Origin of the sequence: Pseudomonas bharatica (assembly GCF_048586865.1) — a bacterium.
GTDB classification, from domain to species: Bacteria; Pseudomonadota; Gammaproteobacteria; order Pseudomonadales; family Pseudomonadaceae; genus Aquipseudomonas; species Aquipseudomonas bharatica.
In genome coordinates, this window is the sequence record NZ_JBMAWR010000012.1 from 122,735 (window position 1) to 140,489 (window position 17,755).

Consider the following 17,755-nt stretch of genomic DNA (forward strand, 5'->3'; position numbering starts at 1 on the left):
ATTATTTCTCCACAGTAAATACATTCAACTGAATATTAGGATACCGCTCACGAAACTGAGAGACGATACCACTACAACTTGGACAAACCACTTTCTCTGAAATCAAATTTATTCGCCCCGAGACCTGGGAGCTAGGACCTAGACGCTGAGCTAAAGTTTCCAGAATCTTAAACTCCGTATCCATGTCTCGCAGATATCCCTCAGGTGTCCCTACATATTTCGACGTGGAAACTTGAGGTTTCAACACCCATGAGTTCAAATCGCCACTGGGCTTCGGTAAAAATTCCTCGACCCTATCGTTAAACCGACTATATGCCTTCATCACCATAGTTTCTGGTGACAGCGCAGCAACATCCACCTCAGCAAATGCGACGTTTCCTTCACGAGGCAACCCTATTCGAATTTCACTAATTGCCGATGAAAGTCTATCCCTAATCATAGGTGCGGTGGAATTGGATAGGTAGACTAAGCGCCCTCCCTCTGCAATCGCCCCGTTCGCTTTGGTACCGCCTGCAGTAAGCTTTCCGGAAATCCATTTCGCAAGATTCCTGGTTGCCTCCAGTCCAAGCCCCCCACCTGCCAAACTCAATGCAACGTCCACATCCCAAGTCACCGGAAGCACGCCGCCGTTGGCAACCGTAGCCATCCGCTCAAATGCGACATTCAGATCATCCGGACTGCTCCCCGCCGCCTGGGCAATCTCTCTCAGATACTGTCCTGCCTGAGCAGAGCCGAACTGTGCTTTCCACTCCTTGGGCACCAGCTCGGTATACGAGAGGTGATAATTGGTCGCTTGTGCCCGGCTCAAATCCGTATTGAACAGATTGACGTCAGCCCACTGCTTTTCCGTAGCGCGGAACGCGTACACGGGCTCTCCATCGGCGATGACGGCAGAGCCGTCATTCCAGGTCAGCATCAACCCCTGGCTGGCTAGCTGGTCAACAACCGCAAATGCCCGCGCCATGTCCTCCTTGAACCAGTCACCGCTCGGATTATCTGCCCCATAGATATTGAGAATGCCCTGAAGCCTCATGGCACCCTCTGCGTCCAGCTCCGTTCCAGAGGCGATCATCAGCAAGTCTTCCCAGAGCATTCCAGACTTGGATTGCCCTTGAGCCGTCAGCTTGGCGGCCTCCTTGACGATCTGCTTTTTCTCGAAATCATGCAGTTGCCGGTTGTAGGCGTTGGAACTCCTTGCCAGTTCCGCAGCCTTGCTCATGTCGCCACCAGTAATGGCCGCTGCGGCAACTCCAATGATCTGGGATGCAATGGACTCCATGTCCTTGTTCATCGTCAATTCATTGGACAGTGCTTCAACCATTGCCTCTGTGGCGCCCGCCGCTAACGCGCCGGTCTTGAAGTCTCCGCCAGTGGCCTCGCTGAGCAAACCACCCACCAAGGCGTGAGCAACGATCTTCTGCAAGCTGCCATCAGCGTATTTCCCTTCGGCCCACGTACCCACCGCATTGAACCCAGTAGCCATGGCGACATTACTGGCCTGGGTCGCCAAGCCGGACACAAGGTTGCCACCAAGACTGCCGCCATTGATGGCGGTATTGATGGCGCCGTTTGTGACACCGATCACACCGGCACGAATGCTGTAACCGGTGAAGCCTTCCATGGTTCCTATATCGAACCCGGCAGTATTTTCAAAAGCGGGATTGGTCCCACCAAACTTCGGATCAATCAGGCCCTTGGTAATACCTGCCGTGATGCCGGCGACGGCATATCCCTTGATGGCGTCAGAGGAAGTTACGTCCTTGAACACCGCCCCAAGATTGCCCCGATTGTTGACAGCGCTGACCGTGGCGGTAGTTGCCGCACTGGCCGCTACCGCTCCCACTGCGGCGGCAGTGGCACCTCCGGCGGTCACCATTCCGGCTGCCGCCGGGCCAACGATCACGGACATCAGGATCGCAATAATGATCTGTGCCGCCGGCCCCAACCCCGAGTTCGAATACTTGAAGCTGGTATGAATCTCCTGCACCTGCCGCCAATCCACTCCGCCCTGCGCTTCCAGTTCCTTGAGCCACGCCAGCTTCGGATCGGCCTTGACCATCGCTTCGATGGACTCGTGCACCGTTTGCTGGTTGACCTGCAGCACATCGGCCTTGATGTTGCCGACCGCCTTGATCACCAGGTCGCCCTGGACCACCATTTCCGTCTGGCGCAGGGTTTCGTCGGTGCTGCCCTTGCCCTTCATGCTGAACCAGCCAGCGTTGGACTTGCTCTTCTCGTGGCTTTCCTGGTGCAGGTCCTTGGCCGCTTCGAAGGTGATATCCCCGCCACTGTCGAGGGTCAGATCACCACCGCTGTTGAGCTTCGCCGCCTGGTAGTGCTGGTCGCTGCCACTTTCCAGCATCAGGTCGCCGCCGGTAGTGATTTCGCTGCCGATAGTGGTGACTTGGGTGATTTCGTCGCGCTTGCTGGATTTGCTGCCGAAGCTGCCCTTCTTCTTTTTCTCGTAGAGCGAATAGTCGCTGTCCTCCGCTGCCAACAGGGCCAGTTTTCCACCTGCTACCAGGTAAGCCTCATCGCCGGCGCTGACCCGGCTGGCGCTTAACGCCAGGTCCTGACCGGCAGTGATGGCGACATCCCCGCCCGCGCTCAGGGAAGTGGAGACCTGGCTGACGTGATCTTCCTTGACCTTCAGCTTTTTCGACATGTACGCGTAGTGGTCTTCATCCGCCGCCGACATGAGCATGACGTCGCCCACGGCTGAGACATCGATATCGCGCTGCGCATCGATCTGGCTGGCCACCGCAGCCAGATCACGACCAGCAACCACACTGACATCGCGCCCGGCGGTAACGGACGAGCCGTTCTGCGTGACCGATTGAGTGGTGGTGCGCCCATAGGCGGCGCTGTTGATCGCTTCGGCAGAGCCAAGCAGCACGTCGCGGCCAGCCTTGATCGAAATATCCTGCCCACTCTGCAGCACACCTCCCTGGCTGAGGAAGTCCCGGCCGGCACCGATGCTCAAGTTATTGGCCGCCTCGATGCGCGCGGCGCTGTCAACGTAATCGGTTCGCTCATACAGGCGAGCGCTGTTGGTGACGTGGCTGGTCACCGTGCGCTCGTTGATCACATCCCCCAGCACCGTGGTCAGGTTGATATCGCGTCCGGAGATGATGCCGCCGGCCTTGTTGACGATGTCGTTGCCCGCCAGCAGGTCGACCCGGTTGCCGGCCTGGATCAGGCCGCTGTTGATCAGGTCGTTGCCCGCCATGGCCGAGAGGTTGTTGGTGGCGCGCAGCGTGCCAGCGTTGAGCAGATCCTGCCCTGCGATCAGGGTGACGTCATTACCGGCGATCAACGCGCCATTTGGCGCCAGCCGACCATTGGCGTTGGCCATGTAGAGCACCGGCACCAGGACCCTCTCGCCATTCACCACGACTTCTTCGAGCCAGACGATGTCGTGGGTCAGCGCAGCGATCTGCTCGGCGGTGAGGCTGACGCCAATCGCCAGGTTGAGTTGCTGCTTGCTGGCAATGGCGTTGTCCATCAGGTACTTGAACATCGCTTCGTCAGTGGTCAGCCCGGCGATGAAGCGCTGGCCGGTGCCGGCGACGATGGCCTGCTGGATCAGGCGCTGCTCGTAGAAACCGTCGCCCAGGCGTTTGGCGCTGTCGTCCGGGTTGTAGCCGAGGCCGGCGAGCAGGTAGTCGGAGCTCATGAACTGCTTGAGTTCGGTGAGCAGCGGATTGGTTTCGATCAGGTATTTGTGGGGTTGCGCAGCGGCGCTGCGGTCGGGCAGGCCCTGGACGCGGTCGATGGTCTGGCTGCCGGCCGGGGTCGGCTGAGTGGTGACCGGGGCGGTGACTGCGGTACTACGGGGGTCGATCTGCGGCGTCCCCGGACGCTCGGACGCTGGCACGACTGGCTGGCCCGAAGTCGGGTCGAAGGTGGCCGGGAGTGATGACTGCCCCATTCCGATCCCGGCCTGGTTGCCGGGTGCAGGCGCGCCGCCGGGCTGGCCCGCGACAGTGGTGTCCCGCCCGTCCGTGGACAGGCCAGGGACGGCAGCGGTGACGCCGATCGCAGTGTCGCGACTTCCTGGGGCCAGGCCGGGAATGTTCAGGTCCGGCCCCTGCTGGCCGCCGACCACCGTGGTATCACGGCTGCCATTGGACAGGCCGGGTACGTTCGGGGTGGAATTGCCGTTTGGGGTGGTGACCCCGACCTGGGTATCGCGGCTACCGGTGATACCGGAGACATCGACACTCTGGCCCGCTGCACTGAGCGCGCCGCTGGAGTCGCCGGCAGATCCTTGACCGTCGATATCGTCGATGCGCGTGATGCCGCTGCCATCGCTGCGGGTGGACTGCCAGGTGCCGTTATTGACGGCCCCCACGGTAGACACACTGATAGCGGTTGCATCGGCGCTGACGGTGCTTGCCTCGCGGGCCGAGACCGTGTTTTGCCGGGTGCTGGCAGACAACTGGGTGATGGCGTCCAGTTGCAAGGTGCGGCCGGTGGTGCCGGGGGCGGATTGTTCGCGTTGGGCCAGGTCGATGCTGGCGCCGCCGAGGGTCCAGTTGCGCGGGGTGTTGTCGATCTGGCTAATCTGCCCGGTGCTGGCGGACTGGCCGCTCAGGCGGAACAGGCCGTTCTGGTTGGTGGGAAGGGTGAAGCCAGGGAGACCCAGGGGGTTTATCTGTTGTTGAGCCAAGTTAGAAGAGAGTTGCTTGTTCAACAAAATCACACTGGAAATACCAGCTCCAGTCACCCCAGCATCAAACGATCGGGAGTCACCCGTTACGCCGGTTGTATACGACCGCTCTACACCATTAATAATTTTATTGTTCGCAGTAATGGAAATTTCGCCACCTGCTTGAACAATCGAAGACAGAAAGCTAGAGCCGACATCAGTAACGATTTTCTCTGATATTAATCTAGCGTTTTTTACCGCCAGAGGTGCTTCAACCGCGCTAGCCCCTTTATAATTGGCTGCGGGGATGGATAGGCCGTACTTTGGAGCCCACTTATCTCGGTGAATCCACATGCTCCCGATAACTTGATACTCTTCCCACTGCCAGTCCTGACCTGCGGTAATCGCTTCGACCCTTGTAGGTGTAACTATTTCCGTTCCTACAGCATTCCAGAAGTGAACGCCCCCATTGTAGCCAGCATCATTTTCTGAGTTATACTTCAGAATATCTGCCAGCACATCCCAACCAGGAGAACTGATATCAATGTACTTGAGAACGGTATAACTACCAAGCGAGCTTCCCACATTGGAAAAACTATTGCTTTTTATAGAAATCTCGCCTACAGCCGACATCAATGAGTTGGAGTTTGAAACATCCTCACCTTGGATGGCGAGACGCCCCCCAGAAATAAGACTAGCTTGCTTGGGAGCATCTCCCTCAATAGAAATACCGCTATATTTCTGCGCCCATACCCAGTGGGAGAGCTCAGGCGCAATCCCACCCCAGGTCTCATCTAGACTGTAGCAAGAAACGCATTTAACTCCGACGTACGCTGTCGTTAAGTTAGACTGAAGCTCAAACTCAGTACGCTTATTTGAAACAACCGCCGATATAACAGAAAGATCCCCACCACTCTCAATAGTCCCAGAAACATTCTCCAATAACGCCGACCGATTCCCCTGCACATCCCTCGCAACCCGAATCGCCCCCAGTGCGTAGATATCCCCTTCCGCGTTGGAAAGACTATTCGCATACAACCCCATATCCCCACCGCTGAACACGAACCCGCCCTGGTTCAGCAGGTTCGCCGTAGTCGCGGTCAACCCCTGGCTTCCGCCCAGCGACCCATAGTTGGCAATACTCCCGGCAGACAACGTCAGGTTGGAAACCGCAGCCACCCGTCCCGCGTTATTCAGCAGCCCGCCAACCCTGATGCCGGTATTTCCGCCACCGGTAATGCTAGCCGCACTGCCAACCAGCAACTGCCCCACCCCAAGGTTCATCTCCCCCAGGCTGGTAATCCGCGCACCCGCGTTCAAAGTGCCTGCCAGATTCAGGTCCAGACGCCCGTCACTGGCAATCAGCCCGTTCGTGGTCCAGTTGCCACCGCTGCCATTGAAGCTTTCCGAGGCGAGCAGTTGCCCGCCGGCAAGCTGGGTCAGTTCCCCGACGTTCAGCGTCAACCGCCCCGCCTGAATCACACTGCCATTCGTCCAGCTATCCGCCGTCAACGTCAGCCCGCCGCGGGTGACCAGGTTGCCGCCGGCATTGCTGACATTGGCGGTGGAGATATCGAAGGTGCCGTTGCCGCCATGCAGCACCGAGCCGCCGAGGTTGTTCAGCCCCACCGCATTCAGTGTCAGGTCGGTACTGCCTGCTTCCAGCTTGCCGTTGCGGTTGTCGAAGCCGCCGCGTACCTGGAAGTCGCTCTTGCCCGCGCCGCCCAGCGCTCGCAGCACGCCGCCCTGGTTGTCCACGGTGCTCGCGGAGAGCAGCAGGTGGGTGTCGCTTTCGATGATTCCGGAGCGGTTGCTCAGAGCATCAGCCAGCGCCAGTTCGACACGATTGCCGGCCAGTTGCCCGCCGTTGTTGTCCAGCTCCAGGCCGTCTACCCGCACCAGTCCCTTGGCATACAAGCCGCCGCCGGCGTTGATCAGGTTGCCGCCGCGGATGCGCAGGTCGCCCGTTTGTGCGGCCATGCGCCCGGCGCTGTTGTCGAGCGTGCCCGCCTGTACCTGCACTTGCTGACCCTGCACTACCCCGCCCTGACGGTTGTCGAGCAGGCCGGTGAGCGAGAGATCGACCGTCCCGCCGACGCTGGCGAGCACCCCGGCCTGGTTGTCCAGGCTGGCGGCGCGCTGCACCACGAGGTTGCCGCCTTGGGTGAGCAAGGTGCCGCCGCGGTTGTTCAGCGCGCCGGCGACATCCAGCAGCAGCCCGCTGCGGCCTTGCACCTGGCCCTGCTGGTTGATCAGCGCGGCGGCCTGCAGGAGCACGTCGGCGCTTTCGCTGAAGATCTGGCCTGCAGCGTCGTTGCGCAGGGTCGAGCCGGCGACCAGCTTCACCTGGTTGCGAGCCGCCACGGCACCACCCTGGCTGTTGTCGAGGATGCCGGCGTTGAGTTCGAGGCCGGCGCGGCTGACGATCTTGCCGCCGTGGTTGAGCAGCTGCTGCGCCTGTTTCAGCAGCAGGTTGCCGGCGCTGACGATTTCGCCGTTGGTGTTGATCAGGTTGCCGCGCAGGTCGAAGACCAGGCTGCCGTTGCCGGCGATACGGCCATTGCTGTTGTCGAGATGGGTGCCGGTGACGGTCATCGCCTGCTGCGCATCGATGCTGCCGCCCTGGTTGCCCAGGCTGTCGACCGCCAGCTGCAATTGCCCGCCGCTGGACAGCACGCCACCGGTGTTATCCAGGCTGGCCGCGCCGATATCCGTGCGTCCCTGACTGACCAGCGCGCCGTCCGCGCCGTTGAGCAAGGCCCCGCTGAGTTGCACATCCAGCGCACCATCGCGGCTGGACAAGGTGCCGACATTGCGGTTGTCGAGGCTGCCGCCATGCAGGCTCAGCCCCTGCCAGCCGGACAGCAGGCCGTGCTGGTTGTTGACGCTGCCGACGTTGAGGATCAGGCGATCGACGCCTATCAGCTTGCCGTTGCGGTTGTCCAGGCTATTGGCGTTGAGGGTCAGGCTCTGCTGGGTGGACAGCTCGCCCCCGGCGTTGCCGAAGGCGCCGACCCGGTCGAAGGTCAGCGCGCCCTTGGCCAGGATCAGGCCGCCGGTGTTGCTGAGGTCATTGCCGTTGAGGTCGAGGGTGACGGCCTGGTCGCCGACGATGCGGCCACCGGTCAACAGCAACGCGCCGAGGTCCAGGGTGAGGTTGCTGCGTGCGGAGACTTCGCCGCCGCTGCTGTCGAGGCTGCTGGCGCGGAGCTGGAGCCCGCCCTGGCTGTTGATCAGGCCGGCGGCGCTGTTATTGAGGGCGCGCACGGTGAGGCTTGCGGCGCTGGCGCCGAGCAGGCTGCCGGCCTGGTTGTAGAGGTCGCCGCTGTTCAGGGTGAGGATGCCGGCGGCGCTGACCAGGCCTTGCTGGCGGTTGTCGAGCAGGCCGTTGCTGGTCAGTTGCAGGTCACCACGGCTGTTGAGGATGCCTTCGCGGTTGTCCACGGACGCGGCGCTGACAACCAGGCTGGCAGCACCGGCCAGGCCCTTGGCGTTGGTCAGGGCCTGGGCGATGAGCAGGTTCAGGGCCTGGTTGCTGAGCAGCCGACCGTTGCTGTTGTCCAGGCTGCGGGCCGCGAGGGTGAAGGCCTGGGCGCTGGAGATTTCGCCGTTGCGGTTGCCGACGTCGGCCAGGTTGCTCAGCAGCAGCGGGCCGGCGCTGTTGATCAGGCCGCCCTGGTTGTCCAGGCGCCCGCCGTTGAGGTCGAGGCTGAGGCGGGTGTTGCTCGACAGCTTGCCGCCCTGCTGGTCGAGCCCGCCAAGGTTGGCGGTCAGGGCCTTGAGGCTGCCGATGTTGCCGCCGTTGTTCAACTGGCTGGCAGTGAGGTCGAGGGTTTCGGCGCTGTTGAGGCGCCCGCCGCTGTTGCTTAGAACCCCGGTGGTGACGCTGACCGCGCCCTTGGCGCTGAGGCTGCCACGGCTGTTGTCCAGGCTGGCGCTGCGCAGTGCCAGAGCACCGTCGGTGACCAGTTCGCCGTCGGTGTTGTTCACGCCGTTGCTGGCCGTCAGGGTCAGGTCGCCGGCGCTGCCGAGGCTGCCGGCGCTGTTGTCGACACTGGCGGCACTGAGGCTCAGGGTCGATTCACTGCTCAGGGTGCCCTGGCGGTTGTTGAGGTCGCCGGTGAAGGCGAGTACCAGTGGCAGTTGCGCGAAGATGGCACCGCCGCTGTTGTCCAGGCTGGCACCGCCGAGGTTGACGCCCTGCCCGTTGAGCTGGCCACGGGCGCGGTTGAGCACCTGCTGCACGGCGAGGGTCAGGTTGCCGGCGGCGAAGATCACGCCGGCATCGCTGTTGTCCAGGCGCTGGCCGGTCAGGGTCAGGTCGCTGTTGCTGGTGAGTTCGCCGCCACGGTTATCGACGCTGCCGATCTCGAGTTTCAGCGCTTTTGTGGCGCCCAGCAGGCCGCCACGGTTGTCCAGGCTGGCGGCGTTGACGGTCACCCGCTCGGTGCCGATCAGTTGGCCGCCCTGGTTGTCGATGGCACCCGCGTTCAGTTCCAGCAAAGCCTTGCCGGCGATCTCGCCCTGGCGGTTGTCGAGGCTGGCGCTGGTGATGCCCAGCCGACCATCGGCTACCAGGGTGCCGCCCTGGTTGCGCAGCCAGTCGCCGTTGACCAGGGTCAGGGCGCCACGGCTGCTGAGCAGGCCATCGCGGTTGTCCAGGCGCAGGCTGGCGAGGTCGAGGCTGGCGGCGCTGATACGGCCACCGACGTTGCCCAGCAGTTGCTCGATGCGCAGGGTCAGGCCCTGGTTGCTGACCAGCTTGCCCTGGCTGTTGTCGAGGCTGCGCGCAGCCAGGCTGAAGGCGTTCTGGCTGGAAATCTCGCCCGGGTTGCTGACTGCGCCGAGGTTGGCGAGGACCAGGTTCGGCGCGTTGATCAGGCCTTGGTTGTCGAGGTCGCCGTGGTTGAGGTCGAGGCTCAGGCGGGTATTGCTGAAAAATTCGCCCTGCTGCTGGACCAGGCCACCGAGGCTGGCGCTGAGCACGCCAGTGCTGGCGATGCGGCCACCGTTGCTGACCTGGCCGGCGCTCAGGTCGAGGGCGGCGCTGCCGATCAGGCGACCGCCCAGGCTGTTGTCGAAGCGGCCGGTGACCAGGGTCGCGTTGCCCTGGCTTTTGATCAGGCCCTGATTGCCGTTGTCCAGGCTGGCGCTGGTGAGGTTCAGGGTCTGGGCACTTTCGACCACGCCACCCTGGTTGAGCAGGCCGGCGCTGCCCTTGAGGGTCAGCACGCCGGCACTGGAAATGCTCCCGGAGCGGTTGTCCAGGCGGTTGCCAGCCAGGCTCAGGCTGCCCTCGCTGCTGAGGCTGCCCTCGGTGTTGTCGAGGTCGCCCTGCAAGGTCACGTCCAGGGAACGCTGCGCGGCGACGGTGCCCTTGGCGTTGTCCAGATGGCCAGCGCCCAGGCTGATGTCCTGGGCGAACAACAGGCCCTTGGCCTGGTTGATCAACCGGGTGACAGTGACTTCAAGGCGGGTGCCGGCCAGCAGCTTGCCGCCGCTGTTGTCCAGTTGCGTGCCGCCGAGGGTGACGTCCGCCTGGCTGGAGATCGCACCGCCACGGTTGTCGGTGCTGGCGACCTGGAGTTTCAGCGCTTTTGTGCTGCCCACCAGACCGCCGGCGCTGTTGTCCAGGCGCTCGCCGTCCAGGCTCAGCTCGCCCTGGGCCACCAGCTCGCCGCCCTGCTGTTCGAGCACGCCGACGGTGGCGATCAGGTCGCTCTGGCTAGCGATACGGCCCTTGGCGTTGTTGGCGCTGGCGGCGTCGAGGCGAACCAGGCCGCTGGCGCTGACCAGGCCACCCTGGTTGCGCAGCTCGGTGGCGCCCAGGTCGAGGGCGCGCACGCCGTTGATCAGGCCGTCGCGGTTATCCAGCAGGGCCAGGCGCAGGAGCATGTCCTGGTTGGCGCGGATCACCCCGTCGCGGTTGTCCAGGCCGGTACCGCGCAGGGTCAGGGTGTTCTGCCCGGAGAGGCGACCGCCGCGGTTGTCGAGGTTGCCCACCAGCAGGTCCATCACGCCCTTGGCCAGCAGGCTGCCACCCTGGTTGTCGAGCAGGCCGCTGATGTTCAGGCCGAAGCTGCCATCGCTGACCAGGCTGCCGGCCTGGCGGTTGTCGAGGCTGCCGGCGGCGACCTGCAACTGGCGACCGGCACCGAGGGTGCCGCCCTGGTTGAACAGCGCTCCGGTCACGCCCAGGTCCAGGGCGATGTCGCTCATCACCTGGCCATTGCCGTTGCCCAGGCTCGCCGCACGAACCCGGCTGCTGCCGGCGCCGGACACTTCGCCCTCCTCGTTGAGCAGGGCCCCGGCGACCTTCAGCTCAAGGTTGGCGGAACTGCTGAACAGGCCATTGCTGTTGTTCAGGCTGCCCGCTTCGGCGGTGAGACCGTCGGCGGCGATCTGCCCGCCGATATTGAGCAGCGCCTGCTTCACGAGCAGGCTGATCGCCGCGTCGCTGAGCAGGTCGCCGCCGCTGTTGTCGAGGCTTTCGGCATTCAGCTCGAAGCTCTGTTCGCTGGAGATCTCGCCGCCACGGTTGTGCACGGCGGCAAGATTGCGCAGCAGCAACTGCCCCGGTGCGTTGATCAGGCCACCGCTGTTGTTCAGTACGCCGTGGTTGAGGTCGAGGGTCAGGGCGCTGTTGCTGTACAGCTCGCCGCCGTTGCGCTGGTCCAGGCCGCTGATACTGGCGGTCAGGGCCCTGGCGCTGGCGATGCGGCCGCCGCGGTTGTCCACCTGCGCGGCGCTCAGGTCGAGGCGATCGCTGCTGGTCAGGCGACCGCCCTGGTTGCTGATGCCCTGCCCTGCCGTCACCAGCAGGGTCGAAGCACTGCTGATACGGCCGCCGTCGTTGACCAGGCTGATCAGGTCAAGGCCGAGGCCGGCATCGCTGCGCAGCACACCCTGGGTGTTGTCCAGTTGCCCGGCAAGTCCATTGCCGCCACGCAGCAGCAACGACAGGCCGGTCTTGCCGTACAGGCTACCCTGGGCGCCGTTGTTGACCTGGCCGGCAGTGATCGAGACGGACTGCTGCCCGGAGACCATGCCCTGGTTCTGGTTGTCGAGGCGCGCCAGGGTCAGTTGCAGGGCAGCGTTGGCGACAAGGCGACCGCCGCCGCTGTTGTCCAGGCGGCTGCCGTTGACAGTAAGGCCGGAGACGCTGGAGATTTCCCCGGCACGGTTGTCCACGCCGGTCACGTACAGGGCCATGGCGCCGCCGGAATTGAGCAGGCCGGCCTGGCGGTTGTCCAGTTCGCTGCCACGTACCCGCAGTTGCCCGCTGGCGATCAGGCTGCCGCCGCGGTTGTCGATGCGGGTCGCGTCGAGGGTCAGGTTGCTGCGGCTGGAGACTAGGCCGTCGAGCTGGTTGTCGAGGCTGGCAGCGCTCAGTTGCAAGGTGCCGACCGAACCCAGCAGGCCGTCGCGGTTGAGCAATTGCCCGCCAACGGCAATCTCCAGGGTGCCATCGCTGGCAACCCGGCCGAGGCTGTTATCGAAGCTGGCGGCGGTCAGGCCCAGGGCTTCGCCGGCCAGCAGACGGCCGCCGGCATTGCTGCCGGCGCCGGACAGGTCGAGGGTCAGGCGCTTGTCGCCCTGGATCAGGCCGGCGCCATTGTTCAGCGTGGCGCTGATCACCCCTGTGCTGGTGCCGAGAATTTCGCCTTGCTGGTTGTCCAGGCTGCTGTCCACCAGCAAGGTCAGGCCGTTGCCGGCTTCAACGGTGCCCTGCCGGTTGACCAGGCTGCCGGCACGGACATCCAGGGCAGCGGCCTTGATCAGGCCCTTGGTGTTGTCCAGTGCCTGGGCAATGCGCAGGGTCAGGGACTGTTCGCTGAGCAGCTTGCCGCCGTTGTCGAAACGGTTCGCGGCCAGCTCGAAGGCCCTGGCACTGGAGATCTCGCCATCGAGGTTGGCCACGCTGCCGAGGTTTTTCAGAAGCAACTGGCCCGGTGCGTTGATCAGGCCGCCCTGGTTGTGCAGAGGGCCGCCGTTCAGATCGAGGGTGATATCGGCCAGGCCATAGAGGCGGCCACCAGCGTTGTTCAGGCTGGTGGCACCGAGCTCGACGCCCTGCCGGGCGAACAGGGTGCCCTGGCGGTTGTCCACGCCGCCCACGCTGGTGATAGCCAGGCGGGTATCGCTTTGCACCAGGCCCAGGCGGTTGTCCAGCGAACCGACGCGGATCGCCGCACTGTCGGCCAGCAGCTTGCCGCCCTGGTTGTCCAGGGCGCCGTCTACCAACAGGTCGATCGCGCCGGAACTGCTCAGGCTGCCGGACGGGTTGACCAGGCTGCCGGCGCGGATATCCAGACGGGGCGCCGAGACCAGGCCCCGGGTGTTGTCCAGCAGGCGGGCGATGCGCAGGGTCAGGCCTTGCTCGCTGAGCAGCTTGCCGCTGCCGTTGTCCAGCGCAGCGGCGGCCAGCAGGAAGGCCAGTTGGCTGGAAATCTCGCCGCCCCGGTTGTCGACGCTGCCGAGGTTGTTCAACAGCAACTGGCCGGGGGCGTTGATCCGCCCGCCACGGTTGTCCAGCAGGCCACCTTTGAGGTCAAGGCTGACGCCGCCCTGGCTGAACAACTGGCCGTCGTTCTGCTGGTCAAGACCGCTGGCGCTGGCCGTCAGTTGACCGCTGCTGCTGATGCGCCCGCCGTCGCCATTGCTCACCTGCCCGGCCCGCAGGTTGAGACCCTGTTCTGCAGCCAGGACGCCGCCACGGTTATCCAGGTTGCCGCTGCGCAGCGACAGGTTGGCTTGGCTGGCGATGCGTCCGGCTTCGCGATTGTCGAGGCTGCCGAGGATCAGATTGGCGTCGCCCTTGGCCGCCAGCAGACCGTGCTGGTTGATCGCCTGTCCGCTTACCTGCACGTCGAGCCGGCCATCGCTGGTCAGGCTGCCCTGGGTGTTGTCCAGGCTGCCGGCGGTGAGGTTCAGATGCTGGCCGGCGAGCAGTTGGCCGTCAGCGTTGAGCAATTCGGCCGTCTGCTGCAACACCAGGCTGCTATCACCCTGGATCAAGCCGTTGCTGTTGTCCAGCGCCTGGCTGGTGACCGAGGTCTGCGCACCGAGCAGCTTGCCCTGCTGGTTGCCCAGCACGCCGGCGACAGCCAGGGCCAGGCCGTTGCGGGCCTCGACCAGGCCTTCGCGGTTGTCCAGGCTGGCGGCGCGCAGGTCCACGCCTGCCGCGCCGATCCGGCCCTGGCCGTTGAGCAGCGCGCGGGCGATGCGCAGGGTCAGCTCCTGCTCGCTGAGCAGCTTGCCGTTGGTGTTGTCGAGGCCGGTCGCAGCCAGCTCGAAGGCCAGCTTGCTGGAGATCTCGCCGCGCTGGTTGCCGACTTCGCCGAGGTTGCGCAGGAGCAACTGGCCCGGGGCGTTGATCAGGCCGTCCTGGTTGTTCAGGCTGCCGTTGTTCAGGTCGAGGGTGACGCTGCCAAGGCTGCTCAGCCGCCCAGCGGTATTGTCCAGGCTGGCGGCGCCTGCACTCAGGTGCTGCCCGGCGAACAGGGTGCCCTGGCGATTGTCCAGGGCTGCGCGGCTGACCAGCGCCATGCGGGTATCGGCCTGCAGCAGGCCCTGGCGGTTGTCCAGGCTGCCGAGGCGGATCACGGCGTTGTCGGCGAGCAGCTTGCCGTCGCGGTTATCCAGCGCCTCATCGACCGCAAGGGCCAGTTCGCTGCCGGCACTCAGGCTACCACCCTGGTTGAGCAGCCGCCCCGCCTGGATATCCAGCACGGGCGCGGAGACCAGGCCCTTGGCGTTATCCAGCAGGCGGGCGATACGCAGGGTCAGGCCCTGCTCGCTGAGCAACTTGCCGCTGGTGTTGTCGAGTGCGCCCGCCGCCAGCAGGAAGGCCAGGTTGCTGGAGATCTCGGCATTACGGTTATCGACCGTGCCCAGGTTGTTGAACAGCAACTGCCCGGGGGCGTTGATCCGCCCGCCCTGGTTGTTCAGATGTCCGTTGTTCAGGTCGAGGGTCAGGCGGCCCTGGCTGAGCAACTGGCCGTCACCCTGCTGGTCCAGGCCGGTGACGCTGGCGGTCAGTTGCTCGCCGGCGCTGATGCGCCCGCCAGCGCCGTTGCTCACCTGCCCGGCTTGCAGATCCAGGCTGCGCTCGGCGCGCAGGATGCCGTTCTGGTTGTTCAGCGCGGCAGCCTTGAGCACCAGGTCGCGGGCCAGCAGCTCGCCGTTGCCGTTGTCGAGCAGGCCGGCGGTGCTGAACACCAGGTCGCTGCCGACGCTCAGCTTGCCGCCGGCGTTGTTCAGGCTGGCGCTGCGACCGTCGAGCCGTGCGGCCGAGACCAGGCCAGCGGCATTGTCCAGGGCCTGGGCGATGCGCAGGGTCAGCAACTGGTCGCCGAGCAACTTGCCGCCACGGTTGTCGAGGCTGCGGGCGGCGAACTCGAAGGCGCGGCTGCCGGAGATCTCGCCAGCGCGGTTGTCCACACTGGCCAGGTTGTGCAACAGCAGTTGGCCGGGAGTGCTGATCAGGCCGGCCTGGTTATCCAGATGGCCGTTGTTCAGGTCCAGGCTCAGTACATCCTTGGCATACAGCTGGCTGCCGGCCGATTGCAGCAGCCCGCCAACACTGGCGTCCAGCTCGCGACCGAGCAGGCGCCCGCCGCTGCGGTTGTCCAGTTCTCCGGCCTTGACCTTCAGGGTCGAGGCGCTGCTCAGCAGGCCGCCGCGGTTGTCCAGGCCGCCGCCCAGCACTAGGTCGAGGCTGGCGTCGCTGCGCAGCGTGCCGCCCCGGTTGTCCAGGCTGTCGCCGCGCAACTGGAAGCCCAGGGTGCTGGAGATCTCGCCGGCCTGGTTGGCGACGCTGGCGAGGTTGAACAGTTGCACCTGGCCCGGGGCGGTGAACAGGCCGCCCTGGTTGTTCCAGTGGCCACGGTTGAGGTCGAGGCTGATGCCCGACTGGCCATGCAGGCGCCCGGCGCTGTTGTCCAGGCTGCCCACGGCGAGCTGGATATTGCCCTGGGCGCTGAGGTTGCCGTCATGGTTGTCCAGCGCAGCGCCGATCCGCGCGGCCAGGGTGCCGCGGCTGGACAGGGTGCCCCGCTGGCCGTTGAACAGGCTGGCAGCATCGATCTGCAGCCCTTGGGCCGCGACCAGCCCGGCGGCGTTGTTCAGGGCTCCGGCGATGCGCAAGGTCAGGGTCTGGTCGCTGAGCAGCTTGCCCGCGCCGTTGTCGAGGCCGCTGGCGGCGAGCGTGAAGGCTCGCTGGCTGGAGATCTCGCCTTGGCGGTTATCGACCGTGGCGAGGTTGTCCAGGGTCAACTGGCCGGCGGCATTGATCACGCCGCTGCGGTTGTCCAGCAGGCCATGGTGCAGGTCAAGGCTCAGGCCGGCGTCGCTGCGCAGGCGACCACCGCTTTGCTGGTCGAGGCTGCCGAGGCTGGCGATCATCTGCTGGCGGCTGCTGATCTGACCGCCGCCGCTGTTGTCCAGCCGTGCAGCGACATACAGGCCGAGCCCCTGGCCGGCACTGAGCAGCCCCGCGACGTTATCCAGGCTCGCCACGCGCAATGTGACCTGCCCTGCCCCGGCCAGCTCGCCCTTGCGGTTGATCAGGCTGCCGCTGTTCAGGTTCAAGGCCGCGCCACTGCTCAGCAACCCGCCCTGACCGTTGAGCAGGGCCTGGCTGGTGCTGGAGAGATTGCCCCCGGCCAGGACCCGCCCACGATTCTGGTTGTCCAGTTGGCTGGCATCGACCTGGGCATTGCCGCCGGCGCTAACGGTACCGCCCTGGTTGGCCAGCGCTGCGCTAGTGATCGAGAGGTCACGGCTGGCCACCAGCGTCCGACCGCTGTTGTCGATGCCCTGTGCGCTGATACGCAGGTCACCCTGGGCATTGCGGCTGTTGTCCGCATTCACCCCGGCTTCGATCACGCCCTGGTTGATCAACCGCGCGCTGCTGTCGATGCTCAGGCGGTCGCGCGCGGCAAGGCTGGTGCCGGTCACATCACCCTTGGCGCTGACGGCCAGGTCCTTGCCGGCGTAGACCCGGCCCATGCCGAGCTTGCCGTTGGCATCGATCTGGATATCGCCACCGGCCATCATGTCGCCCGCCAGCTTCACCCCGACCCCGGCTTCGGTACCGACCAGGCGGATGGTGTCGACGTACATGCCGCCCAGCGCGGAGGAGTCGATCGCCAGTTCCGGCGCCTGGCTGCCATCGGCGGCGCGGGCCGTCGCGGCCAGGGTGCGCGCATCGACGTCGTTGCGCCCGGCGACGATATCCAGCTTCCTGGCCTGGAGTTGCGCATTGATCTGGGTGGCGCGGGTGATGATCTCGAACTGGTCGACGTTGCTCGCGTTGAGCCCGGCGCCTTGGATGGCGACGTTGCCCTGGTCCACCTGGTAGCGGCTCAACTGGCCGTTCTCGATCACCGGCTTGCCGGTGCTGAGGGTAGCGCGCGGGGTGTTGATGAAGCCACAGCCGTCGCAGGTGATGCCGTGGGGGTTGGCGACGATGACATGGGCGGACTTGCCCGCCACCTCGGTGTAGCCGCGCAACTGGCTGGAGCTGCCGCCATTCACCTCGTTGAGGATGATATCGGCGGCGCGACCGCTGAAATTCGGGTTGCCGACGATGATCCCGCCGAGCTGGGTGGCCTGGGTGCGATCCGTGGCGTTGTTGAGGATCAGCCCCTTGGCATCGACGTTGTAGTCCTTGAACTGGTTATGGGACAGACCGTTGGCATTGGGCGCGGCGATATTGACGATGGGCACGCCGTTGCCGGCCTGGGCCAGGCCCGTGCCCGCCGCGCTGACCGCGATGCCATCCGCCTGCGCCCAGACCGGCTGCCAGAACATGACGTTGGCCAGCAGGAACGCCAGCGCCCGCTTCGGAATGCCGCAGAACGACTCGCGCGGTTGCACGGTCGCCGAAGGCAGACGGGCCAGGAAAGCGAATTGACGGACGTCCATGTCGTGGTCTCGGTTCGGGCTTGGCGGGGCTCACAAGCACGGCTATCCACACTTCTCAACCAGGTACCTTGTGGGAGCGGCTGTTAGCCGCGATCGGCGGCAAAGCCGTCGTAAAACCTGAGTCCCAGGTCTGCCTGACACTCCGAAGGAACAGGTTTTATGGCCGCTTCGCGC

The 17,755-nt window shown here is 64.7% G+C and carries 1 protein-coding gene; it reads right to left on the reverse strand.

The features are described 5' to 3' along the window. Nucleotide 1: 1 nt before the first annotated feature. A complete protein-coding gene (locus ACKLLE_RS15550) occupies nucleotides 2-17,581 on the reverse strand; it encodes a two-partner secretion domain-containing protein (RefSeq protein ID WP_420058450.1) in 17,580 nt (5,859 codons plus the stop codon). Between the last annotated feature and the right edge of the window lie 174 nt (nucleotides 17,582-17,755).